Raw genomic sequence first — 24,880 nt, forward strand, 5'->3', positions numbered from 1 at the left:
CCCGCGGCCCCGCCCCCCCCCCCCCCCGCCCCCCCCCCCCCCGCCCCCCCCCCGCGGGGGGGGGGGCGCCCCCCCGCGGGGGGCCCCCCAACGCCGTTCCCGGGCTACTCCGCGCCCGCCGCGCCGACCGGCTGGTCGTGCCAGGCACCCAGCTCCTCCAGCAGCGGCTGGAGGAGTTCGAAGACCCCCGGCGAGGCGGCGACGGTGAGATCGCCGTCGGCGGGCAGCCCCGGACGGCCGCCCGTGTGGGCACCGGCCTCCCGCGCGATGAGATCCCCCGCGGCCAGATCCCACGGGTTGAGGCCGCGCTCGTAGAAGCCGTCCAGCCGCCCGGTGGCGACATCGCACAGGTCGATGGCGGCCGAGCCGCCGCGGCGGATGTCGCGCACCCGCGGCACCAGCTCCTGGGCGACAGCGGCCTGGGCCACCCGCCGCTCCCTGATGTAGCCGAAGCCGGTGCCGATCAGCGCCTGGTCCAGCGGCGGGGACGGGCGGCACCACAGGCGCCGCCCGTCCAGGTAGGCGCCCTGCCCGCTGACCGCCTGCCAGGTCTCACCGCGTACCGGTGCCGCCACCACGCCCACGACCCGCTCGCCGTGGTACTCGGCGGCGATGGAGACGGCCCAGTCGGGACGTCCGTACAGGTAGTTGACGGTGCCGTCGACGGGGTCGATGACCCAGCGGACACCGGAGGTGCCCTCACTGACGGCGCCCTCCTCGCCGAGGAAGCCGTCCTGCGGACGGTGCTCGGCCAGGAATCCGGTGATCAGCCGCTCGGAGGCCAGATCCATCTCGGTGACCACGTCGATGGGGCTGGTCTTGGTCGCCGCGACGCCCAGGTCGGCCGGGCGCCCATCGCGCAGCAGGGTGCCCGCGCGGGCGGCGGCCTCCTGTGCGAGGGCGAGCAGTTCGGCCTTGAGCGTGTCGTCGGCGGGTTCGGATGCGGACTGCGGGGTGTCGGTCACGTGTGTCGATGCTCCTGTCGTGTTGACCGGGTACCGGCGCGGCGGTGGGCCGGGGCGGGCGGTCGGGCGCGCCCGGGATCCGGGCGCGGGACTCTCACAAGGGCGGTGCGTCGGCACCTGCCGCGGCCGGCTTCGGCGTCCGCGCCGGGCAGCAGCCGACCGGGCACACGTCGTGGCTCGGACCGAGTGCCCCCAGCGCGCACCGGGCGGGCGCCTCGCCCCGCTCGGTGGCGGCGCGCTCCAGCACCAGCTCCCGCACCGCGGTGGCGAACCGCGGGTCGGCTCCCACCGTGGGCGAGCGGCGGGCGGGCAGGCCCAGCTCGGCCGCCTTGTCCAGGGCCTCGGTGTCCAGGTCGTAGCGGACCTCCATGTGGTCCGAGACGAAGCCGACCGGCACCATCACCACCCCGGGCACCCCGTCGCCGTGCAGCTCCTCCAGGTGGTCGCAGATGTCCGGCTCCAGCCACGGCACGGAGGGCGGGCCGCTGCGCGACTGGTAGACGAGGCTCCAGGGGTGCCGTACACCGGTGCGCTCCCGGACCGCCTCGGTGATCAGTTCGGCGGCGTCGCGGTGCTGCGCGACGTAGGCGCCGCCGTCACCGTGCGCCTCGACGGGGCCGGAGGTGTCGGCAGCGGCGGTGGGGATGGAGTGCGTGGTGAAGGCGAGGTGCGCGCCGTCGCGCACCTCGGCGGGGAGGTCGTCCAGACAGGCGAGCACACCGTCGACCACGGGTTCGAGGAAGCCCGGGTGGTTGAAGTAGTGGCGCAGCTTGTCCACCTGCGGCGGGCGCAGGCCCTCGTCCCGCAGCGCAGCCAGCGACTCGGCGAGGTTCTCCCGGTACTGGCGGCAGCCCGAGTAGGAGGCGTAGGCACTTGTCGCCAGGGTGAGCACGCGCCGGTGGCCGTCGCGGACCAGCTCGCGCAGGGTGTCGGTGAGGTACGGCGCCCAGTTGCGGTTGCCCCAGTAGACGGGCAGTTCGAGGCCGTGTGCGGCGAAGTCCTCGCGGAGCGCTGCCAGCAGGGCCCGGTTCTGCTCGTTGATCGGGCTGACCCCGTCGAAGAGGTAGTAGTGGCGGCCCACTTCTTCGAGGCGTTCGGTGGGGATGCCGCGCCCCCGGGTGACGTTCTGCAGGAACGGGACGACGTCGTCCATCCCTTCGGGACCGCCGAACGAGAGCAGCAGGAGCGCGTCGTAGGGGGCCGGGGAGGAGTCCGGCCCGGGGCCGGGGGGTTCGGTGGGCAGCGCATCGGACATGCCTCGATCTTCCCATCCGGGGGACGCGGCAGGCGCCCGGCCTCCGCCGCGCGGCGCACTGTCGGATGCCTGTGCTAGAGCCGTGAGTATGATCCCTCTCCAACTGGTGGGGACCCGCTGGTGCGGGGGCGTCGGCGGTCGTGGTGCGTTCCTCGGCCCCGGCCGCGCTCCCGGACGGAGCGCCGCGGCGAGAGGGGACGGTCACAGATGAGCGGGCGATCGGGTGTGCGGTCGACGGCGGACGGCCGGGCGGGAACGTGGCGGAACTGGGCGGGCAACGTGGTGGCCGCCCCCCGGCGGACGGTCTCGCCTTCCACCACGGAGGGGCTGGCCGAGGCGGTGCGCCGCGCGGCCGCGGACGGGCTGCGGGTGAAGGCGGCGGGCACGGGCCATTCGTTCACCGCCGCCGCCGTCACGGACGGGGTGCTCATCCGGCCCGAGCGGCTGACCGGGGTGCGCGCCGTGGACCGGGCCACGGGCACGGTCACCGTCGCGGCGGGTACTCCGCTGAAGGTGCTGAACGCCGCGCTGGCGGCCCGGGGCCTGTCGCTGACGAACATGGGCGACATCATGGAGCAGACCGTCTCGGGTGCCGTCAGCACCGGCACCCATGGCACGGGCCGCGCCTCGGCCTCGGTCGCCGCGCAGATCACCGAGCTGGAGCTGGTCCTGGCCGACGGCTCCGTGGTCCGCTGCTCGGCGGAGGGCACACCGCAGGAGCGGGCCCTCTTCGCCGCCGCGCGGGTGGGGCTGGGGGCGCTGGGCGTGGTCAGCGAGATCACCTTCGCGGTGGAACCGGAGTTCCTGCTGACCGCGCGGGAGGAACCGATGCCGTTCGACCGGGTCGTCGGCGAGTTCGATCAGTTGGTGGCCGAGAACGAGCACTTCGAGTTCTACTGGTTCCCGCACACCGAGAGCTGCAACACCAAGCGCAACAACCGCAGTGCGGGCCCCGCGGCTCCGCTCACCCCGCTGCGGGGCTGGGTCGACGACGAGTTGCTCTCCAACGGCGTCTTCCAGGCGGCCTGCGCGCTCGGCAGGGCGGTACCGGCCACCGTCCCCGGGGTGGCCCGCGTCTCCAGTCGCGCACTGTCGGCACGCAGCTACACCGACATCCCGTACAAGGTCTTCACCAGCCCGCGCCGGGTGCGCTTCCTGGAGATGGAGTACGCGATACCGCGGGCCGCGCTGGTGGAGGCGTTGCGCGCGCTGAAGGCGCTGGTGGAGCGCTCGGACTTCCGGGTGAGCTTTCCCGTGGAGGTACGAACCGCGCCCGCGGACGACATCCCCCTGTCGACGGCGAGCGGCCGTGAGACGGCGTACGTGGCGGTGCACATGTACCGGGGCACACCCCACGAGGCGTACTTCAGCGCAGTGGAGCGGATCATGACGGCGCACGCCGGCCGCCCGCACTGGGGGAAGCTGCACAGCAGGGACGCGGAGTACCTCGCAGGGGTGTATCCGCGCTTCGAGGAGTTCACGGCCCTGCGTGACCGCCTGGACCCGGACCGGGTCTTCGGCAACGACTACCTGCGGCGGGTGCTGGGCGACTGACGTCCCCCGAGCCGAGCATGGGCCGCGAGCACGAGGGACGGGCCGTGCCGCACATCCGGAGCGATGTGCGGCACGGCCCGTCGAACTGCGGGGTATCTCCGGGGTGCTAGCCGGGCTGCTGCCCCTGCGGCAGATCGGCGCCGCTGCCGGAGCCTCCGCTCTCTCCCCCGTCGGTTCCGGCACCGCCGTCCTGGCCGCTGTCCGAGCCGCTGTCATCGGTGTCGGTGTCGCCGCTTCCGGAGTCTCCGCCGCCGTCTGCGCCGTCCGACTGGGAGGGGGACGGTTCGGGGGTCGGCGTCGATCCGCCCCCGGCGCCGCCGGAGTCGTTCCGTCCGCTCTCACCGCCGTTCCGGTCACCCGGATCGGCCGACTGTCCGGAGCCGGACGGGTCGGTGGTCGGGCGCCGCCCGTCCTCCGTCCCCTCCTGGTCCGGACCCGGCGGGGGCGCGTCCGGGGATTCACCGGTGGACGAGTCGTGGCCCGGCCGGAACACATCGCTGAGGGAGGTGCCCTTCCCGCCGGAGACGCTGTGGCCGGAGAGCGCCTCGTAAAGCGTGATGCCGCCGATCGCGATCACGAACACCAGCACGGCGGGCAGCAGGGTGCGCCGCCAGCCGCGCCACTTGGTGCCGTGGGTGGTGGCCACGGTGAACTCTCCGGCGCCGGGGACCTCCCCGGTGGCCGCCGCCCCGTCCCGCGCGGGCGCGGACCGGTCGGCGCCGTCCAGCTCCCGGGCGGCACCGGCGGGGTGCGAGGTCGGCGCCGGGTCCTGGCGCCGCAGTACCCGGGTGGCGTCCGCGGTGCCCAGCACCCGGGTGGCGTCCGCGTCCCGGGGCGGGACGGCTTCGGCCCCGGAGCGCAGCGCCCTGGTCAGGTCGTCGCGCCGCAGCGCCCGGGTCGCGTCCGCGGCGTCGGGCTCCGTGCCGGGACCGGTGCCGCTCCCGGCTCCCCGCCCCCACGAGGTGGTGACGGGCCCGGAGCCGTGCAGCACGTCTGCGTTGTGGACAGCCTGGCTGTTGTGCCCGCCCTCGTCGTCCTTCCAGCCCGCGGCCGGGTCCCGCACCGGGACCTGCCGGGCCTTGGGCGGCACCGTGACTTCCTTGATCTGTTCGCCGGTCCTGCTGAAGAAGTGCTGGAAGACCGGTCCGCCGCTGGTCGCGACGAGGCTCATCACACCGGCGCCCAGGAAGGTGCCGTACACCCCGAGTTGCCCGGCGGCGAACGCGGCGACCACCGCGGCGACCGCACTGCCCAGCACCTGGGCCAGGCTCAGCTCCAGCCGTTTTCCACTCCTGCTCTCCTCCTGCTCGGGGGCTCCCCTGCTGGATATGGATTGCTTGTCGCTCTTGTCCATTTACCGCCCTTGATCGCACACTCCAAGCACTGTGCACGATTAGGGGACTTTCGAGCGAAGACCAGGGTTCCATTTCGGGTGGTTCTGTGATGCTTCCCACCCCCGTATCCAGGCCAAATGGACTCTTGGGGCGTCAACTCCCTTACTCCGGAGCAACTTCGGTGGCGCGGCGGTCCACCCGGGTGGCCCTAATGGAGTAGTGTGACGAGCCCTGGTCTCGGTTCTGACCCGGCGCTGACTGCACACGGTGACCACCCCGGTCACTGTGCGTTGTGAGGAGGCAACCGTGCCGTAGCGGCGGTTCCGGGCAGTTCCACACGATTCGAACAACGATCTGGAAACAGCCTCGGACCCCGAGGAAGTCGGCAAGGTTGTGGCAGGCTGCACCCGGGCAGGCCACACTCGTCTAGCGGGAGCAGCGACGCACGTGACGTCGGCAGGCACCACCCGGGAGGTCCCCATGCCCGAACTGCGTGTCGTGGCCGTCAGCAACGACGGCACACGACTGGTGCTCAAAGCTGCCGACAGCACGGAATACACGCTTCCGATCGACGAGCGGCTGCGCGCCGCCGTCCGGAACGACCGGGCGCGGCTGGGCCAGATCGAGATCGAGGTGGAGAGCCACCTGCGGCCTCGGGACATCCAGGCGCGGATAAGAGCCGGTGCCTCCGCCGAGGAGGTCGCCTCCCTCGCGGGCATCCCGGTCGACCGGGTGCGCCGCTTCGAGGGCCCGGTGCTCGCCGAGCGCGCCTTCATGGCCGAGCGCGCCCGCAAGACCCCGGTGCGCCGCCCCGGCGAGAACGTCGGCCCGCAGCTGGGCGAGGCCGTCGCCGAGCGGCTGCTGCTGCGCGGCGCCGACAAGGAGTCCGTGCACTGGGACTCCTGGCGGCGCGACGACGGCACCTGGGAGGTGCTGCTCGCCTACCGCGTCGCGGCCCAGCCGCACGCCGCGACCTGGACCTACGATCCGCCGCGCCGCCTGGTGCAGGCGGTGGACGACGAGGCCAGGGCGCTGATCGGCGAGACCGACGACACCCCGGAGCCCAGCTTCCCGTTCGTGCCCCGGATCGCCCGGCTGCCGCGCGAGCGGCCGGACCGCGGCGAGCGCTCCGGCCGGCCCGAGCTGGAGCCCGCCGGGTCGGCACCGGCGCCCGGCGACGAGGACGAGGCGCTGTCCGACGCCGAGGACGGCTCCGGCACCCCGGACTCGCTGACCAGCCTGCTGGAGGCGGTGCCCAGCTTCCGGGGCGACCTGGTCGTTCCGGAGGCACAGCCGGGTGCCGTGGAGGACGAGGAAGCCGCCGCCGCTGTGGCCGAGGGCGCGGTGAGCGAGCGGGACCGCGAGGAGGAGCAGGAGGCCGTGGAGCCGCCCGCCCCGGCCGCGAGCGCCGGCTCCGCCTACGCGGACGTGCTGATGCCGCGCTCGGTGACCGCGCACCGGGACCGGCTCAAGGGCAACACCGACCGGCAGGCGGAGGCCGACGGGGTCCGCCCGGGCCGCCGTGCCGCCGTGCCGAGCTGGGACGAGATCGTCTTCGGCACCCGCCGCAAGAAGGAGTAGGCGACACGTCGGGCCCCGGGTCCGGCCGACGCGCACCCGGGGGCGGTCCGAGCGGACCGCCCCCGGCTCTGTCCGCCGCGACAGGTGACCACGCCGGGGGGTGTGCTCAGCCGCGCTCCGGCCCGGTGGCCACCGGGCGGCCTCCCCCGGCCGTCCACTCGCTCCAGGAGCCCACGTACAGTGCCGCCTCGATCCCGGCGAGCTGCAGGGCCAGCACTTCCTGGGCCGCGGAGACCCCGGAGCCGCAGTAGACACCGACCTCCGTGCCCGGCCCGGCGCCCAGCGCCGCGAAGCGTTCCGCGAGGGCGTCCGGGGAGCGGAAGGTGCCCGCGTCGGTGAGGTTCTCCGTGGTGGGGGCCGAGACCGCGCCCGGGATGTGCCCCGCCACCGGGTCGAGGGGCTCGACCTCTCCGCGGTAGCGCTCCGCGGCGCGGGCGTCCAGCAGTACTCCGCGCCGGGCCAGGGCCGCGGCCTCGTCCGCGTCCAGGGACGGCAGGCCGCCGGAGGCGGGCGTGAAGTCGCCTGGCACCGGTTCGGGGGTCGCGGTGCTGAGCGGCAGCGGCTCCCCGCTCCCGGGGTCGCGGTGGCTCTGCCATGCCGCCAGGCCGCCGTCCAGCACGCGGACGTCGGGGTGGCCCGCCCAGCGGAGCAGCCACCAGCAGCGGGCCGCGGCCCAGCCGCCGCCGGGGCCGCCGCCGTCGTAGACGACCACGGGGCGCTCCGCCGTCACTCCCGCGCGGCGCATCGCCGCGCCGAAGACGTCCGGTGCGGGCAGTGGATGCCGGCCGGTTCCGGCCCCCGCCGGAGCCGCGAGCTCGCCCTCCAGGTCGATGTAGACGGCACCGGGCAGATGGCCCGCGCGGTAGGCGGGCAGCCCGGGCGGGTCGCCGGGCTTGTAGCGCACGTCGAGCAGCACGGGTGCGGCGCCGGCTGCGAGGTCGCCGGCGAGCGCCGTTGCGGAGATGATGGCTGTCATGGCGCCATCCTCGCGCAGGCCCGCTCCCCCGGGGTCCAGGGGTCGGTGACGGCACACGGATCGGGGATTCTCCACCGGAAGCGGCAACAGCGGCGCGGCCGGGGAGCGCGGCACGGCGGATGGTGACAGCATCTGCACTGGCGAGTAGTCACGACGCCGCGGCAACGACGCCGCGGCACTTCCACCCGCACGACCGCATCGATGATGGTCAAGGAGCGAAGCAGATGACCGAGGCAGCGACTCGGCTGCGGCATACGCCCGGCGCGCCCGCGTGGGCGAGCCTGATGGTGCATGGACTGGACGCCGGCAAGGAGTTCTACCAGGGCCTGTTCGGCTGGGAGTTCCGGGCCGGCCCCAGGCAGCTCGGCCCGTACGTACGCGCGGTCGCGGCGGGGCACGAGGTCGCGGGGCTGGGCAAGAAGGCGGACGGCAGGCAGCTCCCGGTGGCGTGGCTGCCGTATCTGGCGACCGACGACGCGGACGACACGGCTTCCGCGGTCCGTTCGTACGGGGGCACGGTCGCGGTGGGCCCGCTGGACGCGGAGCAGGCGGGGCGGATGGCGATCGTCTCGGATCCGCACGGGGCCCCGTTCGGGCTGTGGCAGGACGTGCACGTGCCGGGCCTGGGCACCGCGCCGCGCGGAATGGCGGGGGCTCCGGTGTGGTTCGAGCTGGTCACCCGGGAGACGGGCCGGGTGGTCAAGTTCTACCAGGCGGTGTTCGGTTACGACGTGCAGAGCGTCGAGGCGCCGGGCGCCGACTATCTGACCCTGTGCGTGGCGGGCGTTCCGGTGGCGGGCATCCAGGGCGTGGGGGACGCGCTGCCGCGGGACCGGGGGCCGCACTGGCGTACGTACTTCGCGGTGGAGGATCCGGACGGGATGGCGGGACGCGCGGAGGAGCTGGGCGGCGGTGTGGTGCGCCGCCCCGGCGACTCACCGTACGGGCGCGTGGCGACGCTGGCCGATCCGGAGGGCGCGCACTTCAGTGTGATCCGGCCCGCCGCAGCGGATCGCTGAGCCCGCGCCCCGGCGGCACCTTCGCCCCGGCGGGTTCGTCCACCGGGAGGACGTCGGGCGAGAGCGCTCCCGCCCCTGCCGTGGCGGCCGTCAGCCGTCTGCGGTGGTGGCGCCTGCACAGGACTTCGTAGCCGACTTCGCCGCCGGGCTCCCCCACGTCTCCCACGACCACCTGAGCACCCTCGACGACCATGCGGCCGCCGACGGTACGCGCGTTGTGCGTGGCCCGGGCGCCGCACCAGCACAACGCCTCCACCTGGAGGGTCTCCATCCGGTCGGCCAGTTCCATCAGCCGCTGGGAGCCGGGGAAGAGGCGGGTGCGGAAGTCGGTGGCGATACCGAACGCGTAGACGTCGATCCCCAGATCGTCGACGACGCGGGCGAGCTGCTCGACCTGCTCGGGCGAGAGGAACTGCGCCTCGTCGACGATCACGTAGTCGGTGCGGCCGCCCGAGGTCAGATGGCGGACCAGGTGCCGCTGGAAGTCGAGTTCCTCGGCCACCTCCACGGCCTCGGCGACCAGCCCGAGCCGGGAGGAGAGCCTGCCGGTGCCCGCGCGGTCGTCCCGGGTGAAGATCATGCCCTGCAGGCCGCGCGCCGAGCGGTTGTGCTCGATCTGGAGCGCGAGCGTGCTCTTTCCGCAGTCCATCGTTCCGGAGAAGAACACCAGCTCTGGCATGGGGGGTCGGGCCCTTTCTCGGTTCGGGTTCCTCGGGCGTGGCCACATGGGGGCGCCGGGCGGGCGCACCGGACGCGGTGCGTCAGGTGCGGACCTCCAGCAGCGGGACGAGTTGCTCCGCGGACGTCGCCGAGCCGTGCATCCCGATCAGCTCGGACTCCTTGGGTTCGCGCCGGGTCGCCACCACGGCGACGTCGTCGCGCATCGCGGCGATCACGTCGCCGATCCTGCCGCGCACCCGCGGTTCGACCCCGGGGCCGAACCAGCCGAGATCGACGGCCTCTTCGCGGGTGGCGACCCACGCCTGCTCGGCCAGCACCTCGCGCCAGACGGCGTGCACGTCGCCCGCCGCGCCGGGGACCGCGTACACGTGCCGCATCCGGCCCTCGCCGCCCAACTGCGCGACCCCGGCGCTCAGCTCCCAGTCCTCGTCGAAGTCGATCCGCGCCTCGGGCCCCTGCGGGATGTCGACCATGCCGTGGTCGGCGGTGACGTAGAGCGCCGAGCGCGGAGGCAGCTGCTCCGCGAGGCGCTGCGCGAGCCGGTCGACGTACATCAGCTGGCCCCGCCAGGCGTCCGAGTCCATGCCGTGGCGGTGCCCGTTCCCGTCCAGTTCCGCGTAGTACGTGTAGACGAGGGTGCGGTCCGCGGCGGCGAGGCGCTCGGCGGCCAGATCCATCCGGTCCTCGGCGGACAGCCGCCCCAGGAAGGTACCGCCGGAGAGGGCGATCTTGGTGAGCGGCGTGTGCTCGAAGTGCGGCGCCGTCACCTGGCAGACCTCCACCCCGGCGGCCGCCGCCTGCTGGAAGACGGTCGGGTACGGCTGCCACACGTGCGGCTCGGTCCAGGGCTGCCAGCGGAGCTGGTTCATCAGCGCGCCGGTGGCCGGGTCCAGCGCGGTGTAACCGGGCAGTCCGTGCTCCCCGGGCACCCGTCCGGTCCCCACCGAGGCCAGCGAGGTGGCCGTGGTGGAGGGGAATCCGGAGGTGATCGGCTCGCCGGTACCGGCGGTGGAGCCGGCGAGCAGCGAGGTGAGGAACGGCGCCTCGTCGGGGTGCGCCCTGAGCGCCTCCCAGCCCATCCCGTCCACCAGGAACACGCACGCCCGGTCCGCGGGCGGGAGCCGCAGCCCGGCGGCCAGGCCGGGAACGCCGAGCCCGGCGGCCACGGACGGCAGCAGGTCGGCCAGCGAGCCGGAGCCGTAGCGCGGGACGGGGGCCGTGCGCGGGTCGAGCGGGCCGTCCGGCACGGCGCCGCCGTACCCGGCCCCGCCGGACGGGGTGGGCGCGCCCGGTGCGCGGAGCGGATGCGGGATGTTCTCAGCGGTCACTGCGGGGGTCCGACCCGGGTGGTTCCGGCGGTGGCCTCGGACAGCGCCTGTGCGAAGGCGAGGGTCTGGCGGACGGTGTCGGGACCGTCGCCCGCCTCGCTGACCCGCAGCGAGAGGTCGTCGGCCGTGGCGGATCCGGTGTAGCCGTGGTCGGCCTCGCAGTTGGGGTCACCGCAGGTGGCCGGCTCCATGTCGAGCCGGGAGACGGCGCCCCAGCCGATGGTGAGGACCACCTCGCGGGGCAGGGTGCCGGGCGTGTAGGACTCGGGGTTGGCCACCACCCGGGAGAGCACCACCGAGGAGATCCGCTCCAGCTTCACGGACTCGGTGGAGGTGGTGGCGTAGGGCGAGGGCGAGGTGCCGTCCGCCGCCTTCTCGTCGGTGTGGCTGACGAGGAAGCGGGTGCGGGTGAGCACCAGGACCGTGACGTGGCGACGGACCTCGTTGGAGTCGAACGTCGTCTCCTGGTGCACAAGGTATGAGGCCACGGGCTCGCCGCCCACCGCCGCCTCGACGGCCTCGGCTACGAGGGCCGGGTAGTAGCCGCTGCGTTCGATCGCCTCACGCAGCCCCTGCGTCGTCGTACCGGTCTTCGCCATGACAGCCATCCTAAGGGCCGTACGGCGGGCTCGGCCCGGCCCGCTCCCCCCGGTGGGCCCCCGCGGCGCCGTCAGTACGCCGGGAGCCTGCGCGCGCCCAGGTCGGGGCGCCTTCCCGGGTCGGCGACACGGACGGAGGCGCTCAACACTGTCACACCGCGCGGCGCCACCACCACCGGGTCGAGCTCCACCGCGACCACCTGCGGATGATCGTCCATCAGCAGCGAGACCCGCAGCAGCACCTCCTCCAGCGCGGCGGTGTCGGAGGGCTCGGCCCCGCGCCAGCCGAACAGCAGCGGTGCGGAGCGGATGGCGCGGACCAACCCGGCGGCCTCCTTGTCCGTGACGGGCACCAGCCGGTGGGCCGTGTCGCCCAGCAGCTCGGAGGGCGGACCGGCCAGCCCGAAGGAGAGCACCGCGCCGATGGCCGGGTCCAGGGTGCCGCGGACCAGGGTGCCCACGCCGCGCGGCGCCATGGCCTGCACGACCGGGCGCAGCTCCTCGGGGGCGCCGAGCCCCTCGATGAGCTCCCGGTAGGCCCGGCGCAGCCCGTTCTCGCCCGCGATGTCCAGCCGCACGCCGCCCAGGTCGGCACGATGCCGCAGATGCGGGGCCGTGGTCTTGAGCGCGACGGGGAAGCCGAGGGTGCGGGCCGCCTCGACGGCCGTGTCGGCGTCCGGCGCCGGGAGCGTGGGCTGCACCGGGATGCCGTAGCTGAGCAGCAGCCGGGCCGCCTCCTCGTCGGTCAGGGCCCGGCCGTGCCCCGGAGACGCCGGCGTCGCCTCGGCCAGCAGCGCGGTCGCCGCCGACTCGTCCACGTCGAGGTCGGGCACCTTGCCGGGGCTGCCGGCCTCCGCGCGCCAGCGCGCGTAGCGCACCGCCTCGGCCAGGGCGCCGGAGGCGCGCTCGGGGGTCGGATAGGAGGGCAGGCCGCGCTGGGCGAGCGCTTTCTGCAGTCCCTCCATCGCCAGGTGGACGACCGCGACCGGCTTGCGCGGGGAGCCCTCGGCCGCGGCCGCCTCGGCTGCTTCCCGGAGCGCGTCGGCGAGCGCCTCGACATGGCCGCCGGGCGGGGTCCGGGGCTCGACCGCTCCGGCGGCGCTGTCGGGCAGCTCGGTCGGCACGGTGGGGACGACGGTGACCAGCACGGAGTCCACGGCCGGGTCGGCGAGCGCCGTGCGCAGCGCCCGGCCGAATGCGCCGGGCCCCGCCGAACCGGGCAGCGCCACGACCGGACGGGGCTGCAGCCCGTCGTTGAGGCAGGCGTCGTAGGCCAGCAGGCTCATCGCGTCGGTGTTGCCGAGGATGCCGACCCGCGGGCCCGCCGGGGGCGGCTGCTCGATCAGGAGTACCCCGGTGTCCAGCAGCTCGGTGAAGGTGTCGACCATCAGGACGCCGGCCTGGCGCAGCAGGGTGCGGACCGTGGCGTCCGGGGTGCGCGCCGCGGGCGCCGCGTGGCCGGGCGGGGGCGTGCTGCCGCGCTGCCGCGCGCCCTTGACGACGACGACCGGCTTGCGGGCCGCGGTGCGCCGGGCGAGCCGGGTGAATTTGCGCGGGTTGCCGATGGACTCCAGGTACATCAGGACGACGTCGGTGGCCTCGTCCTCGTCCCAGTGCTGCAGGAGGTCGTTCCCGGAGACGTCGGCGCGGTTGCCCGCCGAGACGAAGGAGGAGGGCCCGATGCCGCGCCGGTCCAGACCGTCGAGCAGCGCGATGCCGATGGCCCCGGACTGCGTGAAGACGCCGATGCCGCCGCGCTCGGGCATCCGCAGCGCCGGGGTGGCGTTCAGCCGTACGTCCTCACCGGTGTTGATCAGTCCGAGGGCCCCGGGGCCGATCAGCCGCATGCCGTAGGAGCGGGCGAGCCGGACCAACTCCCGCTGCTCGTCCCGGCCGACCCCCTCGGAGAGGACGACCAGCCCCTGCACGTCCGCCTCGCCGCACTCCGTGACCGCCCGGTGGAGCTGGTCCGCGGGGACGGCCAGCACGGCCAGGTCGACGTGCTCGGGGATGTCCCGCACCGAGCGGTGGGCCGACGCCCCGGTCGCCGGCACGGCCTCCCGCGGGTCCAGCGCGTGGTTGACGGCGTGCAGCCGCCCGGCGAAACCGCCGGTGCGCAGGCTGTCGAGCACCGCGCGCCCGGCGCCGCCGGGACTGCGGCTGACCCCGACGACCGCGACGGAGCCGGGGGCCAGGAGGCGCGCGACGGAGCGGGCCTCGGCGCGCTGCTCACGGGCCCGCATGACGGCCAGCGAGCGCTCGGTGGGTTCCAGGTCGAGGGTGAGGCGGACCGCGCCGTCCTCGAAGCTGCGCTTCTGGAAGTAGCCGGCGTCCGTGAACACCTTGATCATCTTGGTGTTGGCCGGCAGCACCTCGGCGGCGAAGCGGCGGATGCCGCGCTCCCGGGCCACGGCGCCGATGTGTTCGAGGAGGGCCGAGGCCACTCCCCTGCCCTGCTGGTCGTCGCGGACCAGGAAGGCGACCTCGGCCTCGTCGGCGGGCTCGCTCGCGGGGCGGCCGAGGTGGTCGATGCGGTCGTAGCGCACGGTCGCGATGAACTCGCCGCCGATGGTCGCCGCGAGGCCGACGCGGTCGACGTAGTCGTGGTGCGTGAAGCGGCGCACGTCGCGGTCGGACAGCCGCGGGTAGGGCGCGAAGAAGCGGTAGTACTTGGACTCGTCCGACACCTGCTCGTAGAAGCTGACCAGCCGCTCCGCGTCGTCCGGGGCGATCGGCCGCACCCGGGCCGTACCGCCGTCGCGCAGCACGATGTCCGCTTCCCAGTGGGCCGGGTAGGCGCGCTCCTCGGGGCTCGGCATGAGGCCAGCGTACGGCGGAGGGAGGGCGCGTGCTCAGGGGTGTGCGGAGGCGTCGTATCGTCGGCGGCCTGAGCACCGTCTCCGGGGGTCCGCCGCCGGTTCACGGTGGACTCAGGCGACCGTGCAAGACTGGTCTAGACAACCTCGTACGACTCGAAGGGCAACACCATGGTTGAGCGCCGCGTCACCGTCGGCTGGGCCGAGGGGCTGCACGCCCGCCCCGCCTCCATCTTCGTCCGCGCCGCGTCGGCGACCGGAGTGCCGGTCACCGTCCGGAAGGGCGAGGGCACTCCCGTCAACGCGGCCTCGATGCTCGGCGTGCTCGGCCTCGGCGCCGAGGGCGGCGAGGAGATCGTCCTGGCCTCCGAGGCGGACGGCGCGGAGGCTGCTCTGGACAGGCTGGCCAAGCTGGTCGCGGACGGGCTGGAGGAGCTTCCGGAGACGGTCTGAACGCCTGCCGGCACCAGGCACACCCCTGCGGCCGCCGGAGCGGGCGGCACCGCAGCCCGCATGCGGCAAGCCCCCGGTCCGGTGACCGGGGGCTTGCCGCATGCGGTGCTGGCGACGCGCGTCAGACCTTCACACCGTGCTTGCGCAGGTAGGCGATCGGGTCGATGTCCGAACCGTAGTCGGGGCCGGTGCGGGCCTCGAAGTGCAGATGGGGACCGGAGGAGTTGCCGGTCGATCCGGAGAGCCCGATCTGCTGACCCGAGGTGACCTGCTGGCCGACCGAGACGCCGATCGAGTTGAGGTGGCCGTACTGGGTGTACGTGCCGTCCTTGTGCTTGATCACGATGTTGTTGCCGTAGGCACCGCCGTTCCCGGCCTCCACGACCTCACCGGCGGCCACCGAGTGGACCGGGGTGTTCATCCCCGCGTGGAAGTCGATCCCGGTGTGGCTGCCCGACGACCACATGCCGCCGCCCTGCTGGTAGCCGGTCGAGACATAGGAACCCTCGACGGGCAGCACGTAGGCGTTGAGCTTTGCGCGCTCGGCCTCCCGCGCCGCCTTCCGCTTGGCCTCGCGCTCCTTCTCCGCCTTCTCGGCAGCCGCCTTGCGCCGGGCCTCGTCGGCCTTCCGCTTGGCCTCCGCCTTCGCCTCGGCAGCCGCCTCCTTGGCCTCGGACTCGGCCTTGGCCTGCTCGGCCCGGAGAGCCTGCGCGGACGCCTGCTCGTCCAGCGTCTTCGAGATCGGGCCGCCGACGGCCTCGGTCACCTCGGCGTTCTGGAGCGGCACGTTGTTCTGCCCGCCGCTCGCGGCGAAGGCGGGGGAGGCGATGGACCCGACGACGCCCACGGTGGCGAGGCCGGCTATACCGGCCGCCCCGCCCGCGGTCCTGCGGGCCTTGCTCGGACGCCTGTGCTTGCCGGTGGCACGGGTGAACGCCATAGGGAGGCGCACTCCTTTCCTTCCTTCTCGCCTACCGGGTTAGCTGACGGGTTCGGAGCAGGAAGGTCTCCTACGGACCGCCTCTTGCGAGGCCGTCCGATTCACCCCAATGGGACGTGGGTCCCCGGTCCCCCTCGGCCACTGCCTCGGGGATTCGGCGATCGCGGTCCGTCGGCCGCGGGTGCGGTCACTTCTGACGGACAGCGGCAATGACGCTAATCGGGGCCAACTCCGAGCGGCAAACGAATCCCTGGCTTTGTCACGTACGCCACACCCCAACTCGCCAGCAACCGCGACGAAAGCGGACATCACAACGGGCCCGGAAGGAGCAATTCCTCCTCCCGGGCCCCACTTCCTGCCCCGGGACCGCGCCCGCCGGCCCGGCTCAGCCGCCGGTGACCACCTTGACGTCGCCGATTCCCAACTCCCGTACCGGATCGGCGATCTGGGACGCGTCACCGACGAGCACCGTCACCAGCCGGTCGGCCGGCAGCGCGCTGACGGCCGCCGCCGTGGCCTCCACCGTGCCGGTCTCGGCCAGTTGGGCATAGAGCCGGCCCTGGTAGTCGTCGGGCAGGTGCTCCTCGACCTGGTCGGCCAGCGTCTCCGCGACGGCCTGGGCCGTCTCGTAGCGCAACGGAGCGACCCCCACCAGATTCCGCACGGCTACGTCCCGCTCCTCGTCGGTCAGTCCCTCCGCCGCCAGCGTCCGCAGCACCTGCCACAGATCGGCCAGCGCGGGACCGGTCACGTCCGTGGCGACCGAGCCGCTGATGGCCAGCAGCGCGGCCCCGCTGCCGTCCTCCGCCGAACGCAGCACATGCCCGAACGCACGGACGCCGTAGGTGTAGCCCTTCTCCTCGCGCAGCACCCGATCCAGCCGGGAGGTGAGGGTGCCGCCCAGGCAGTAGACGCCCAGCAGCTGCGCGGGCCACACCCGGTCGTGCCGGTCCGCTCCGACCCGCCCGATCAGCATCTGCGTCTGCACCGCACCGGGCCGGTCCACGATGACGACCCGGCCGGTGTCGTCGGCAGTGATCGGCGGCATCGCACGCGAGTCGACCACAGCCCCCGTCCAGCCGCCCAGCGTCTCGGCGAGCGCCGCATCGACGCCGCCGTCGCGGAGCCCGTCCAGATCGCCGACCACCACGGCGGTCGCCGTCGCGGGGCGCACATGGGCCTCGTAGAAGGCCCGTACCGCTGCCGCGTCGATGCGCCGCACCGTCTCCTCGGTGCCCTGCCGGGGCCGCGACATCCGCGCCTCGGCCGGGAACAGCTCGCGGGAGAGCTCCTTGGCCGCGCGGCGGGCGGGGTTGGCCAGCTCGTGCGGGATCTCGTCCAGCCGGTTGGCCACCAGGCGCTCGATCTCGCTGTCGGGGAACGCCGGGGCACGCAGCGCGTCCGCCAACAGCCCCAGCGCCTTGCGCAGGCGCGAGACGGGCACCTCGAGCGACACCCACACACCGGCGTGGTCGGCGTTCGCGTCGAGCGTGGCGCCGCAGCGCTCCAGCTCGGCGGCGAACTCCTCCGCCGTGTGCTTGTCCGTGCCCTCGCTCAGCGCCCGGGCCATGATGGTGGCGACGCCGTCCAGCCCCTCCGGCTCGGCGTCCAGCGGCGCGCGCAGGTCCACCTCGACGGCGACGACCTCCTGGCCGGGCCGGTGGCAGCTCAGCACCGTCAGTCCGTTGGAGAGCGTGCCGCGCTCGGGGGTGGGGAAAGCCCACGGCTTGGGAGCACCCCCGGCCGGCCGGGGGTGGAACTCCATGCTCTCGCCTGCCGCCTCCGCGATGCCCGCGGGGCTCGTGCTCGCCGGTGTCTCGCTCACTGCCCGGTCTCCTCGTCGTCGTTCGCCAGCGGTTCGTACACGAGCACGGCACGGTTGTCCGCGCGCAGCCGCTCCGCCGCCACCTGCCGCACCTCCTCGCGGGTGACTTCCAGGACGCGCCGCACCGCGGTGAGCGCGAGCTGGGGATCACCGAAGAGCACCGCGTACCGGCACAGTTCGTCGGCCCGGCCGCCGACCGTGCCGAGCCGGTCCAGCCACTCGCGCTCCAGCTGGGCCTGGGCCCGCTCCATCTCCTCCTCGCTGGGCCCCTCCTCGGCGAAGCGGCGCAGCTCCTCGTCGACCGCCGCCTGGATGTCGGCGGTCTCCGCACCGCTGGACGCCTTGATGTCCAGCCAGCCCAGCGAGGGGGCGCCCGCCAGCCGCAGCAGGCCGAACCCGGCCGCCACCGCCGTACGGTCGTGCCGCACCAGCCGGGTGTAGAGCCGGGAGGACTCGCCCCCGCCGAGCGCGGTCAGTGCCAGGTCGGCGGCGTCCGCCTCGCGGGTGCCGTCGTGCGGCAGGCGGTAGCCGTTCATCAGCGCGCGGGAGGGCACGTCCTCCTCGACGACCTCCCGCTGCTCCTCCCCGACCGGGTCCGGGAGCGCGCCGTCCCGCGGGGGACGCTTGCCGTCGTGGCCGGGGATGGAGCCGAAGTACTTCTCGATCCAGGCCAGCGTCGTGTCCGGGTCGATGTCGCCCACGACCGAGAGGACGGCGTTGTTGGGCGCGTAGTAGGTGCGGAAGAACTCGCGCGCGTCCTCCAGCGAGGCCGCGTCCAGGTCGGCCATGGAGCCGATCGGGGTGTGGTGGTAGGGGTGGCCCTCGGGGTAGACCATCGCCGTCATGCGCTCGAACGCGGTGCCGTAGGGCACGTTGTCGTAGCGCTGGCGGCGCTCGTTCTTGACCACGTCGCGCTGGTTCTCCATGGACTCCTCGTCCAGCGCGGCCAGCAGCGAACCCATCCGGTCCGCCTCCAGCCACAGGGCGAGCTCCAGCTCATGGGCGGGCATGGTCTCGAAGTAGTTGGTGCGCTCGAAGCTGGTCGTGCCGTTGAGCGAGCCGCCCGCACCCTGCACCAGCTCGAAGTGGCCGTTGCCCTGGACCTGCGCCGAGCCCTGGAACATCAGGTGCTCGAAGAGGTGGGCCAGGCCGGTGCGGCCCTCGGCCTCGTGGCGGGAACCGACGTCGTACCAGAGGCAGACAGCGGCGACGGGGGTCAGATGATCCTCGGAGAGCACCACCCGCAGGCCGTTGGCCAGCCGGTGCTCCGTCGCTGTCAGCCCACCGGTGGCCGGCGGGGGCGTGGCCGTGTGACCCATGGGCGTGGAGTCCCTTCGCTCGCGGGATGTCCCGGCCCGACGCCGGGAACTGCCGCCGCCGCGCATCTCACGCGACCGGCGGCCCTGTCACTGTATGCAACCACGCCGACAAGGTGCGAAGTTCCCGTACGGTCTACCGAGCGACCGCCCTGTCAGTGCGGCGGTCCACAATGGTCGACCGGGACCCCGTCCGGTCGGCCGACCGCAGGCCCCGTACCAGCCACAGCCGACAGCACAAGAGCGACCGCACGAAGCCGAAGGAGCCGCAGCCGCGATGGCCCGCCGCAGTAAAAGCCGTACACCGGCACCGGAGCCGGGAGAGGACTTCGAGGAGCGCATCGTCGACATCGACGTCGTCGACGAGATGCAGGGCTCCTACCTGGAGTATGCGTATTCGGTCATCTACTCGCGCGCGCTCCCCGACGCCCGCGACGGGATGAAGCCCGTGCAGCGCCGGATCCTGTACCAGATGCACGAGATGGGGCTGCGCCCCGACAGGTCGTACGTGAAGTGCGCGCGCGTGGTGGGCGAGGTGATGGGAAAGCTCCACCCGCACGGCGACTCCCCCATCTACGACGCGCTCGTGCGCATGGCGCAGGACTTCTCGATGCGCCTGCCGCTCGTGGACGGGCACGGGAACTTCGGTTCGCTGGGCAACGACGACCCGCCGGCGGCGATGCGGTACACCGAGTGCCGTTCCGCGCCCGCCGCCGGACTGATGGTCGAGTCGATCGACGAGGAGACCGTCGACTTCGGCGCCAACTACGACGGCAGCGAGGAAGAGCCCGTCACGCTGCCGGCCGCCTACCCCAACCTGCTGGTCAACGGCTCCTCGGGGATCGCGGTCGGGATGGCGACGAACATGCCTCCGCACAACCTGGGCGAGGTCGTCGCGGCGGCCCGCCATCTGATCAAGCATCCGGGTGCGGACCTGGAGACCCTGATGGGTTTCATCCCCGGTCCCGACCTGCCGACCGGCGGCAAGATCGTCGGCCGGGAGGGCATCAAGGACGCCTACGTCTCCGGACGCGGCACCTTCAAGATCCGCGCGACGGTGTCGATCGAGCAGGTCACCGCCCGGCGCAAGGGCATCGTCGTCACCGAACTGCCGTTCGCCGTCGGCCCCGAGAAGGTCATCTCCAAGATCAAGGACCTGGTCAACGCGAAGAAGCTCCAGGGCATCGCGGACGTCAAGGACCTCACCGACCGCGAGCACGGGCTGCGGCTGGTCATCGAGGTCAAGAACGGCTTCAACCCGGAGGCCGTCCTCTCCCAGCTCTACAAGCTGACGCCGATGGAGGAGTCCTTCGGCATCAACAACGTCGCCCTGGTCGACGGCCAGCCCCTCACCCTCGGCCTCAAGGAGCTGCTGGAGGTCTACGTCGACCACCGCTTCTCCGTGGTGCGGCGGCGCAGCGAGTTCCGGCGCAGCAAGCGGCGCGACCGGCTGCACCTGGTGGAGGGCCTGCTGGTGGCGCTCGTCGACATCGACGAGGTCATCAGAATCATCCGGTCGAGTGAGAACGCCGCCGAGGCGAAGGCCTCGCTCATCTCCCGGTTCGGCCTCAGCGAGATCCAGACCCAGTACATCCTGGACACTCCGCTGCGCCGGCTGACCAAGTTCGACCGGATCGAGCTGGAGGACGAGCGCGACCGGCTCAAGGGCGAGATCGAGCAGTTGACCGGCATCCTGGAGTCGGACGCGGAGCTGCGCAAGCTCGTCTCCTCGGAGCTCTCCGGCATCGCGAAGAAGTACAGCACGCCGCGCCGCACCGAGCTGCTGGACTCCGCCGAGGCTCCCATCGTCTCCGTTCCGCTGGAGGTCGCCGACGACCCCTGCCGGGTGCTGCTCTCCTCCACCGGTCTGCTCGCCCGCACGGCCAACGGCGGAGCCGAGTTCGGCCAGGCCCCCAAGCGCGTCAAGCACGACGTGATCGTCTCCGCCGTGCCCGCCACCACCCGCGGCGAGGTCGGGGCCGTGACCTCGACCGGCCGCCTGCTGCGGCTGCAGGTGGTGGACCTGCCCCAGCTCCCGGAGTCGACCACCTCGCCCAACCTGGCGGGCGGGGCGCAGATCTCGGAGTTCCTCACCCTGGAGTCCGACGAGACACTGATCTGCCTGACGACGCTGGACGAGTCCTCGCCCGGACTGGCGATCGGCACCCAGCAGGGCATCGTCAAGCGCGTGGTCCCCGACTATCCGGCCAACCGCGGTGAGCTGGAGGTCATCACCCTCAAGGAAGGCGACCGCATCGTCGGAGGCGCCGAACTGCGCACCGGTGAGGAGGACCTGGTCTTCATCACCGACGACGCGCAACTGCTGCGCTTCCAGGCCGGCCAGGTGCGGCCGCAGGGCCGCCCCGCGGGCGGGGTCGCGGGCATCAAGCTGGCCGAGGACGTGCAGGTGCTCTTCTTCGGCGCCGTCGACCCGGCCTCCGAGGCGGCGGTGTTCACGGCCGCCGGTGCGGAAGGCACCCTCGACGACTCGCTGAGCACGGCGAAGCTCACCCTGTTCGACCAGTACCCGCGCAAGGGGCGCGCGACGGGCGGCGTGCGCTGCCAGCGCTTCCTCAAGGGCGAGGACCGGCTGCGAATGGCCTGGGCCGGCACCACACCCGCGCTGGCGGCGACCAAGAGCGGCGCCCCGGCCGAGCTGCCCGAACCCGATCCCCGCAGGGACGGGTCGGGGCTGCCGCTGAAGAAGCCGGTCGCCGCGGTGGCCGGACCCGTATAGCAGAACGTCCCCGCAGTACGGCTTCGGGGAGCACGATGCCCGGGACCGGCTGGGGCGTACCGGGGCCCCGCGGCCGGAGGCGAGTGGCGCAGCCACCGGCTCCGGCCCCGGGCCCGGCCCCGGGCCCCGCGCTCTTCACGACCGCGGGGCGCCTTCGCAGGCCCGATGGCCACCTTGCCCTTGCCGGTCCGGCACGGGAAGCCCGCGGGGCGGCGCAGGCGGACATCGGGCGGTCGTGCGATTCCACGCGCTGGAAGTCGTCGGTCACACCGACGCGTTTCATGAGGGTGTTTCAGGCATCCAGTCGTTTGCAACTCTCATGAAACGTGAGCGCCAGCGCGCGTGGCCCTCCGGGCGGGCGGGTGCGCGGGTCAGCGCCGCGATCCGGATTCCGCCGCGGACAATTCCTCCCGTGCCATGCCCTCCGTGACGCTCAGCTCCTGGGTTCCCACGACGGACAGCAGTTCCAGCTGCTCGGCTCCCGGGCTTCCGGGCGCAGCGGTGAACCACAGCAGGCGTTGGCGTCCGTCCTCACTGAGGAGGTTGAAGCAGTCGAGTTCGATGACGCCGAGCATGGGGTGGACGATCCTCTTGTGGTCCATGCGGCGCACCGCGACGTCGTGGGTGTCCCAGAGCACTGCGAACTCCCGGCTGCGGCGGCGCAGCACGGCGACCATCTTCGCGACCTCCGCGTCCCGGCCGCGCCGGGCGGCCGCTGCCCGGAGGTCGGCCACGAACACCCGGGAGTGCTGCGAGTGGTCCTCGGACGGGTAGATCTCGCGCGCCTGCGGGTCGGTGAACCAGCGGTACACGAAGCTCGCCGACGGACCGCGGTGTGCCGGGGACTTGCCGAGCAGGGTCAAGGCCAGGTCGTTCTCCACCAGGGTTTCGTGCAGGTCGGTGATGACACGCGCGGGAGTGTTGGACAGCCGGTCCAGGAGTCCGAGGAGCGCGGGCTGCACGTGTGCCGACGGTCCGTTTACGGACGGAGGGACCCGCCGTTCGGCCAGGTGGAACAGGTGGTCGCGCTCGTCGCCGTTCAGGCGCAGGGCTCGGGCGAGGGCGGCCAGGGTCTGGGCCGACGGCTGCGCCCCGTTCTTCGTGCTGCCGCGTTCCAGCTCGGTGTAGTAGTCGGCTGACAATCCTGCCAGCTGGGCGACTTCCTCGCGGCGCAGCCCGGGGACGCGCCGGCGCGGACCCTGCGGGAGACCCACCTCGGCGGGACGGATGCGGTCGCGGCGCGTCCTGAGGAAGGCGCCGAGTTCTGGAAGGTTCACCCCTCCATGGTCGCTCGTACGCGAGAGCGCAGCCAGGGGGTGGCATCCCCTGGGTAAACGCAGCCCTGGCCAGGGATGGGGGACCTGCCGATCGTGGGGACGCAGCAGGGCAACGGCGCAAGCCCGCGGCCCACCCCCATCCACCACAGGAGTCAGCTATGCCTCTCCCCACCGCCCTCGACGGGCCCGCGGCCTCGGCCCCACCCTCCGCCCCACCCCGTGTCGCGATCGTCACCGGCGGCTCGCGCGGCATCGGCCGCCGGACCGTCGGCCGGCTGGCCGCCGACGGGTACGCCGTCGTGGTCGGTTACGCCGGCAGCCGGGACGAGGCCGAGGCAGCCGTGAAGGAGGCCGCCACCGGCGGTGGCCGGGCGATCGCGGTACGCGCCGACGTCGCCGACGAACACGCGGTCGCGGCCCTGTTCGACACGGCCGAAGCAGAGTTCGGCCGTGTCGACGTCGTCGTGCACGCGGCCGGGCGGGTGCACCTGGCACCGATCGCCGAGCTGGACCTGGCCGCCCTGGACGACCTGCACCGCACCAACATCCGCGGCACGTTCGTCGTCGTCCAGCAGGCCGCCCGTCGGGTGCGCCCCGGCGGCGCGATCGTGACGTTCTCCACGTCCGTGGTGGGGCTTGCCTTCCCGGGCTACGGCGCGTACGCCGCCGGCAAGGGCGCGGTCGAGGCACTGACGCTGATCCTGGCCCGGGAGCTGCGGGGCCGGGACATCACCGCCAACGCCGTCGCGCCCGGTCCCACGGCCACCGACCTGTTCCTGGACGGCAAGGACGAGGAGACCATCGCCCGCCTGGCCGCCCAGCCTCCGCTGGAGCGCCTCGGTACCCCGGCCGACATCGCCGAGGTCGTGGCGTTTCTGGCCGCACCGGCCGGCCACTGGATCAACGGACAGGTCGTCCGCGCCAACGGCGGAATCATCTGAACCGCCCGCGGCCACTCCATCGATCGTCGAAAGGCCTCTCGTGAAAGACGACGACAGTGGGAAGGTCATCCTGGTCACCGGGGCCTCCAGCGGTATCGGGGCGCTCTCCGTGCGTGCTCTGGCCCGCACCGGCCACACCGTGTACGCGGGCATTCGCCGGACCACGACCCGCAACACGACCGCGGTGGCCGACCTGACGCGCTACAGCACCGACCACCGGGCCGACATGCACGCTGTCGAGTTGGACGTCACCTCTCAGGACTCCGCCGACGCCGCAGTCGACCGGATCCTCGCCGAGCGTGGCCGGCTGGACGTGGTCGTGCACAACGCCGGGCACATGGCCCTGGGCGCCGCCGAGGCGTTCACCACCGACCAGTTCGCAGAGCTGTACGACGTGAACGTCCTGGGCACCCAGCGCGTCAACCGCGCCGCCCTGCCGAAGCTGCGTGAGCAGGGCTCGGGGCTGCTGGTGTGGATCGGCAGCTCCAGCAGCCGCGGCGGCTGCCCCCCATTTCTGGCCCCGTACTTCGCGGCCAAGGCCGCTATGGACGCCGTGGCCGTCAGCTACGCCGCCGAGGTGCTCCCGTTCGGCATCGACACCGCGATCGTGGTGCCCGGTGCGTTCACCACCGGCACCCGCCACTTCGCCAACGCGGGCGCCCCCGCCGACACCGACCGTGCGCGACTCTACGACCAGCGTCACCGACCCCTGATGGACGATCTGGGCAAGCGCCTGGCCGCGCTCGTCCCTTCGGACGCCGATGTGGCCGAGGTCGCCGAAGCCGTCGTGCGGCTCGTCGCGATGGAGCAAGGCACCCGGCCCCTGCGCACCCACACAGACCCCAGCCGGGACGGCAGCGAAGTCGTCTCCGCGGTCGCCGACCGCGTCCGCGCCGAGTTCTTCCGCCGCATCGGACTGGACAGCCTGCTCACCGCAGGCAGCTCCCTGTGACACCCCACTGAGAGAAGGAACGACCAGCCATGCCTTTCGCGAACTTCAAGGTCCCCGAGAAGACCCTCACCCCGAAGCAGAAGGAGGAGATCGTCACCCGCACCACCGAGCTGTACGTCGAGCTGTACGGCGAGCGCGCCCGCAACAACACCATGGTGCTGATCGAAGAGGTCGCCGACGGCGGCTGGGGCATCTCCGGCAACGTGCTGACCCTCGCCATGCTCGGCGAGGCGGAACCGACCGACACCAGCGACGCCTGACCGGACCAGCCGGCCGTCATTCGGCCACGACAGCCCTTGAAGCGGAGGGCCGCCGGGTCGAGCATCCGGCC

20 protein-coding genes and 1 riboswitch are annotated in these 24,880 nt (G+C 73.3%); of the genes, 8 read left to right on the top strand and 12 right to left on the bottom strand.

Features of this window, described 5'->3' with window-relative positions:
* Positions 1-104: 104 nt before the first annotated feature.
* Together ACFYNS_RS22625 and ACFYNS_RS22630 are read right to left on the bottom strand one after the other, a co-directional pair.
* A complete protein-coding gene (locus ACFYNS_RS22625; RefSeq protein ID WP_388604762.1) occupies positions 105-965 on the bottom strand; it encodes an inositol monophosphatase family protein in 861 nt (286 codons plus the stop codon).
* 94 nt (positions 966-1,059) lie between these two features.
* Complete coding sequence (locus ACFYNS_RS22630; RefSeq protein WP_360297918.1) at positions 1,060-2,220, bottom strand: ferrochelatase; 1,161 nt, start codon at positions 2,218-2,220, stop codon at positions 1,060-1,062.
* Positions 2,221-2,427: 207 nt separating this feature from the next.
* Between ACFYNS_RS22630 and ACFYNS_RS22635 the strand changes: the two genes are divergently transcribed.
* Entirely contained in the window at positions 2,428-3,774 is a 1,347-nt protein-coding gene (locus tag ACFYNS_RS22635) for a D-arabinono-1,4-lactone oxidase (protein WP_388604765.1), read from the top strand.
* A gap of 106 nt (positions 3,775-3,880) precedes the next feature.
* On the opposite strand, the gene ACFYNS_RS22640 is transcribed toward ACFYNS_RS22635, so the two are convergent.
* Positions 3,881-5,128 carry a hypothetical protein gene (locus tag ACFYNS_RS22640; protein WP_388604767.1) on the bottom strand — a complete coding sequence of 416 codons (1,248 nt, stop codon included), beginning with the start codon at positions 5,126-5,128 and terminating at the stop codon, positions 3,881-3,883.
* Positions 5,129-5,588: 460 nt separating this feature from the next.
* Between ACFYNS_RS22640 and sepH the strand changes: the two genes are divergently transcribed.
* On the top strand, positions 5,589-6,689 hold the full coding sequence (gene sepH, locus ACFYNS_RS22645) for a septation protein SepH (protein ID WP_388604769.1): 1,101 nt from the start codon (positions 5,589-5,591) through the stop codon (positions 6,687-6,689).
* Between the two features lie 106 nt (positions 6,690-6,795).
* Here sepH and ACFYNS_RS22650 read toward each other — a convergent pair whose 3' ends face one another.
* Positions 6,796-7,665, bottom strand: coding sequence for a sulfurtransferase (locus tag ACFYNS_RS22650; protein ID WP_360290184.1), 870 nt, complete (start codon positions 7,663-7,665; stop codon positions 6,796-6,798).
* 224 nt (positions 7,666-7,889) lie between these two features.
* Between ACFYNS_RS22650 and ACFYNS_RS22655 the strand changes: the two genes are divergently transcribed.
* Complete coding sequence (locus ACFYNS_RS22655; RefSeq protein WP_360290186.1) at positions 7,890-8,684, top strand: VOC family protein; 795 nt, start codon at positions 7,890-7,892, stop codon at positions 8,682-8,684.
* Here the strand turns inward: ACFYNS_RS22655 and ACFYNS_RS22660 are convergent.
* The 4 genes from ACFYNS_RS22660 to ACFYNS_RS22675 all read right to left on the bottom strand — a co-directional run bounded on the left by ACFYNS_RS22660 (position 8,650) and on the right by ACFYNS_RS22675 (position 14,111).
* Complete coding sequence (locus ACFYNS_RS22660) at positions 8,650-9,363, bottom strand: thymidine kinase (RefSeq protein ID WP_360290188.1); 714 nt, start codon at positions 9,361-9,363, stop codon at positions 8,650-8,652. The genes ACFYNS_RS22655 and ACFYNS_RS22660 overlap by 35 nt on opposite strands.
* A gap of 82 nt (positions 9,364-9,445) precedes the next feature.
* Positions 9,446-10,693, bottom strand: a complete 1,248-nt coding sequence (locus tag ACFYNS_RS22665; protein WP_388604772.1) for an alkaline phosphatase family protein — start codon at positions 10,691-10,693, stop codon at positions 9,446-9,448.
* Positions 10,690-11,292, bottom strand: a complete 603-nt coding sequence (locus ACFYNS_RS22670; protein ID WP_388604774.1) for a DUF5998 family protein — start codon at positions 11,290-11,292, stop codon at positions 10,690-10,692. Before ACFYNS_RS22670 ends, ACFYNS_RS22665 begins: the two co-directional genes overlap by 4 nt.
* A 71-nt stretch (positions 11,293-11,363) precedes the next feature.
* A complete protein-coding gene (locus tag ACFYNS_RS22675) occupies positions 11,364-14,111 on the bottom strand; it encodes a GNAT family N-acetyltransferase (protein ID WP_360290191.1) in 2,748 nt (915 codons plus the stop codon).
* A 168-nt stretch (positions 14,112-14,279) separates the two neighbouring features.
* Between ACFYNS_RS22675 and ACFYNS_RS22680 the strand changes: the two genes are divergently transcribed.
* On the top strand, positions 14,280-14,561 hold the full coding sequence (locus tag ACFYNS_RS22680) for an HPr family phosphocarrier protein (RefSeq protein WP_027760887.1): 282 nt from the start codon (positions 14,280-14,282) through the stop codon (positions 14,559-14,561).
* 121 nt (positions 14,562-14,682) lie between these two features.
* Here the strand turns inward: ACFYNS_RS22680 and ACFYNS_RS22685 are convergent, their stop codons facing one another.
* The 3 genes from ACFYNS_RS22685 to ACFYNS_RS22695 form a co-directional block, all read right to left on the bottom strand.
* Positions 14,683-15,501, bottom strand: coding sequence for a M23 family metallopeptidase (locus ACFYNS_RS22685; RefSeq protein ID WP_360290193.1), 819 nt, complete (start codon positions 15,499-15,501; stop codon positions 14,683-14,685).
* A 13-nt stretch (positions 15,502-15,514) separates the two neighbouring features.
* A riboswitch (cyclic di-AMP (ydaO/yuaA leader) is annotated at positions 15,515-15,671 on the bottom strand.
* 215 nt (positions 15,672-15,886) lie between these two features.
* Entirely contained in the window at positions 15,887-17,266 is a 1,380-nt protein-coding gene (locus ACFYNS_RS22690; RefSeq protein ID WP_388604835.1) for a M16 family metallopeptidase, read from the bottom strand.
* 56 nt (positions 17,267-17,322) lie between these two features.
* Positions 17,323-18,645 (bottom strand): pitrilysin family protein, encoded by a 1,323-nt coding sequence (locus tag ACFYNS_RS22695; RefSeq protein ID WP_360290195.1) that lies wholly within the window; start codon positions 18,643-18,645, stop codon positions 17,323-17,325.
* Positions 18,646-18,919: 274 nt separating this feature from the next.
* Between ACFYNS_RS22695 and ACFYNS_RS22700 the strand changes: the two genes are divergently transcribed.
* A complete protein-coding gene (locus ACFYNS_RS22700) occupies positions 18,920-21,379 on the top strand; it encodes a DNA topoisomerase IV subunit A (RefSeq protein ID WP_360290197.1) in 2,460 nt (819 codons plus the stop codon).
* Between the two features lie 371 nt (positions 21,380-21,750).
* Here the strand turns inward: ACFYNS_RS22700 and ACFYNS_RS22705 are convergent, their stop codons facing one another.
* A complete protein-coding gene (locus tag ACFYNS_RS22705) occupies positions 21,751-22,656 on the bottom strand; it encodes a helix-turn-helix transcriptional regulator (RefSeq protein WP_360290199.1) in 906 nt (301 codons plus the stop codon).
* A 158-nt stretch (positions 22,657-22,814) separates the two neighbouring features.
* Here ACFYNS_RS22705 and ACFYNS_RS22710 point away from each other — a divergent pair, with 158 nt between their 5' ends.
* From ACFYNS_RS22710 to ACFYNS_RS22720, 3 genes are read left to right on the top strand one after another with little or no spacing between them, the layout of a single operon-like run.
* On the top strand, positions 22,815-23,597 hold the full coding sequence (locus ACFYNS_RS22710) for an SDR family oxidoreductase (protein ID WP_360290201.1): 783 nt from the start codon (positions 22,815-22,817) through the stop codon (positions 23,595-23,597).
* Between the two features lie 40 nt (positions 23,598-23,637).
* On the top strand, positions 23,638-24,549 hold the full coding sequence (locus ACFYNS_RS22715; RefSeq protein WP_360290203.1) for an SDR family NAD(P)-dependent oxidoreductase: 912 nt from the start codon (positions 23,638-23,640) through the stop codon (positions 24,547-24,549).
* 29 nt (positions 24,550-24,578) lie between these two features.
* Positions 24,579-24,809: a 4-oxalocrotonate tautomerase family protein gene (locus tag ACFYNS_RS22720; protein ID WP_360290205.1), complete on the top strand. Its 231-nt coding sequence runs from the start codon at positions 24,579-24,581 to the stop codon at positions 24,807-24,809.
* Positions 24,810-24,880: the final 71 nt, after the last annotated feature.

The organism is Streptomyces sp. NPDC006925 (genome assembly GCF_042869575.1).
In the GTDB taxonomy this organism is placed as follows: Bacteria; Actinomycetota; Actinomycetes; order Streptomycetales; family Streptomycetaceae; genus Streptomyces.

Excerpts from the sequence above, each read along its gene's own strand:
- ACFYNS_RS22630 (WP_360297918.1), bottom strand. The coding sequence starts at position 2,220 with ATGTCCGATGCGCTGCCCACCGAACCCCCCGGCCCCGGGCCGGACTCC.
- ACFYNS_RS22635 (WP_388604765.1), top strand. The coding sequence starts at position 2,428 with ATGAGCGGGCGATCGGGTGTGCGGTCGACGGCGGACGGCCGGGCGGGA.
- ACFYNS_RS22640 (WP_388604767.1), bottom strand. The coding sequence starts at position 5,128 with ATGGACAAGAGCGACAAGCAATCCATATCCAGCAGGGGAGCCCCCGAG.
- sepH (WP_388604769.1), top strand. The coding sequence starts at position 5,589 with ATGCCCGAACTGCGTGTCGTGGCCGTCAGCAACGACGGCACACGACTG.
- ACFYNS_RS22650 (WP_360290184.1), bottom strand. The coding sequence starts at position 7,665 with ATGACAGCCATCATCTCCGCAACGGCGCTCGCCGGCGACCTCGCAGCC.
- ACFYNS_RS22655 (WP_360290186.1), top strand. The coding sequence starts at position 7,890 with ATGACCGAGGCAGCGACTCGGCTGCGGCATACGCCCGGCGCGCCCGCG.
- ACFYNS_RS22660 (WP_360290188.1), bottom strand. The coding sequence starts at position 9,363 with ATGCCAGAGCTGGTGTTCTTCTCCGGAACGATGGACTGCGGAAAGAGC.
- ACFYNS_RS22670 (WP_388604774.1), bottom strand. The coding sequence starts at position 11,292 with ATGGCGAAGACCGGTACGACGACGCAGGGGCTGCGTGAGGCGATCGAA.
- ACFYNS_RS22675 (WP_360290191.1), bottom strand. The coding sequence starts at position 14,111 with ATGCCGAGCCCCGAGGAGCGCGCCTACCCGGCCCACTGGGAAGCGGAC.
- ACFYNS_RS22680 (WP_027760887.1), top strand. The coding sequence starts at position 14,280 with ATGGTTGAGCGCCGCGTCACCGTCGGCTGGGCCGAGGGGCTGCACGCC.
- ACFYNS_RS22685 (WP_360290193.1), bottom strand. The coding sequence starts at position 15,501 with ATGGCGTTCACCCGTGCCACCGGCAAGCACAGGCGTCCGAGCAAGGCC.
- ACFYNS_RS22690 (WP_388604835.1), bottom strand. The coding sequence starts at position 17,266 with ATGGAGTTCCACCCCCGGCCGGCCGGGGGTGCTCCCAAGCCGTGGGCT.
- ACFYNS_RS22695 (WP_360290195.1), bottom strand. The coding sequence starts at position 18,645 with ATGGGTCACACGGCCACGCCCCCGCCGGCCACCGGTGGGCTGACAGCG.
- ACFYNS_RS22700 (WP_360290197.1), top strand. The coding sequence starts at position 18,920 with ATGGCCCGCCGCAGTAAAAGCCGTACACCGGCACCGGAGCCGGGAGAG.
- ACFYNS_RS22710 (WP_360290201.1), top strand. The coding sequence starts at position 22,815 with ATGCCTCTCCCCACCGCCCTCGACGGGCCCGCGGCCTCGGCCCCACCC.
- ACFYNS_RS22720 (WP_360290205.1), top strand. The coding sequence starts at position 24,579 with ATGCCTTTCGCGAACTTCAAGGTCCCCGAGAAGACCCTCACCCCGAAG.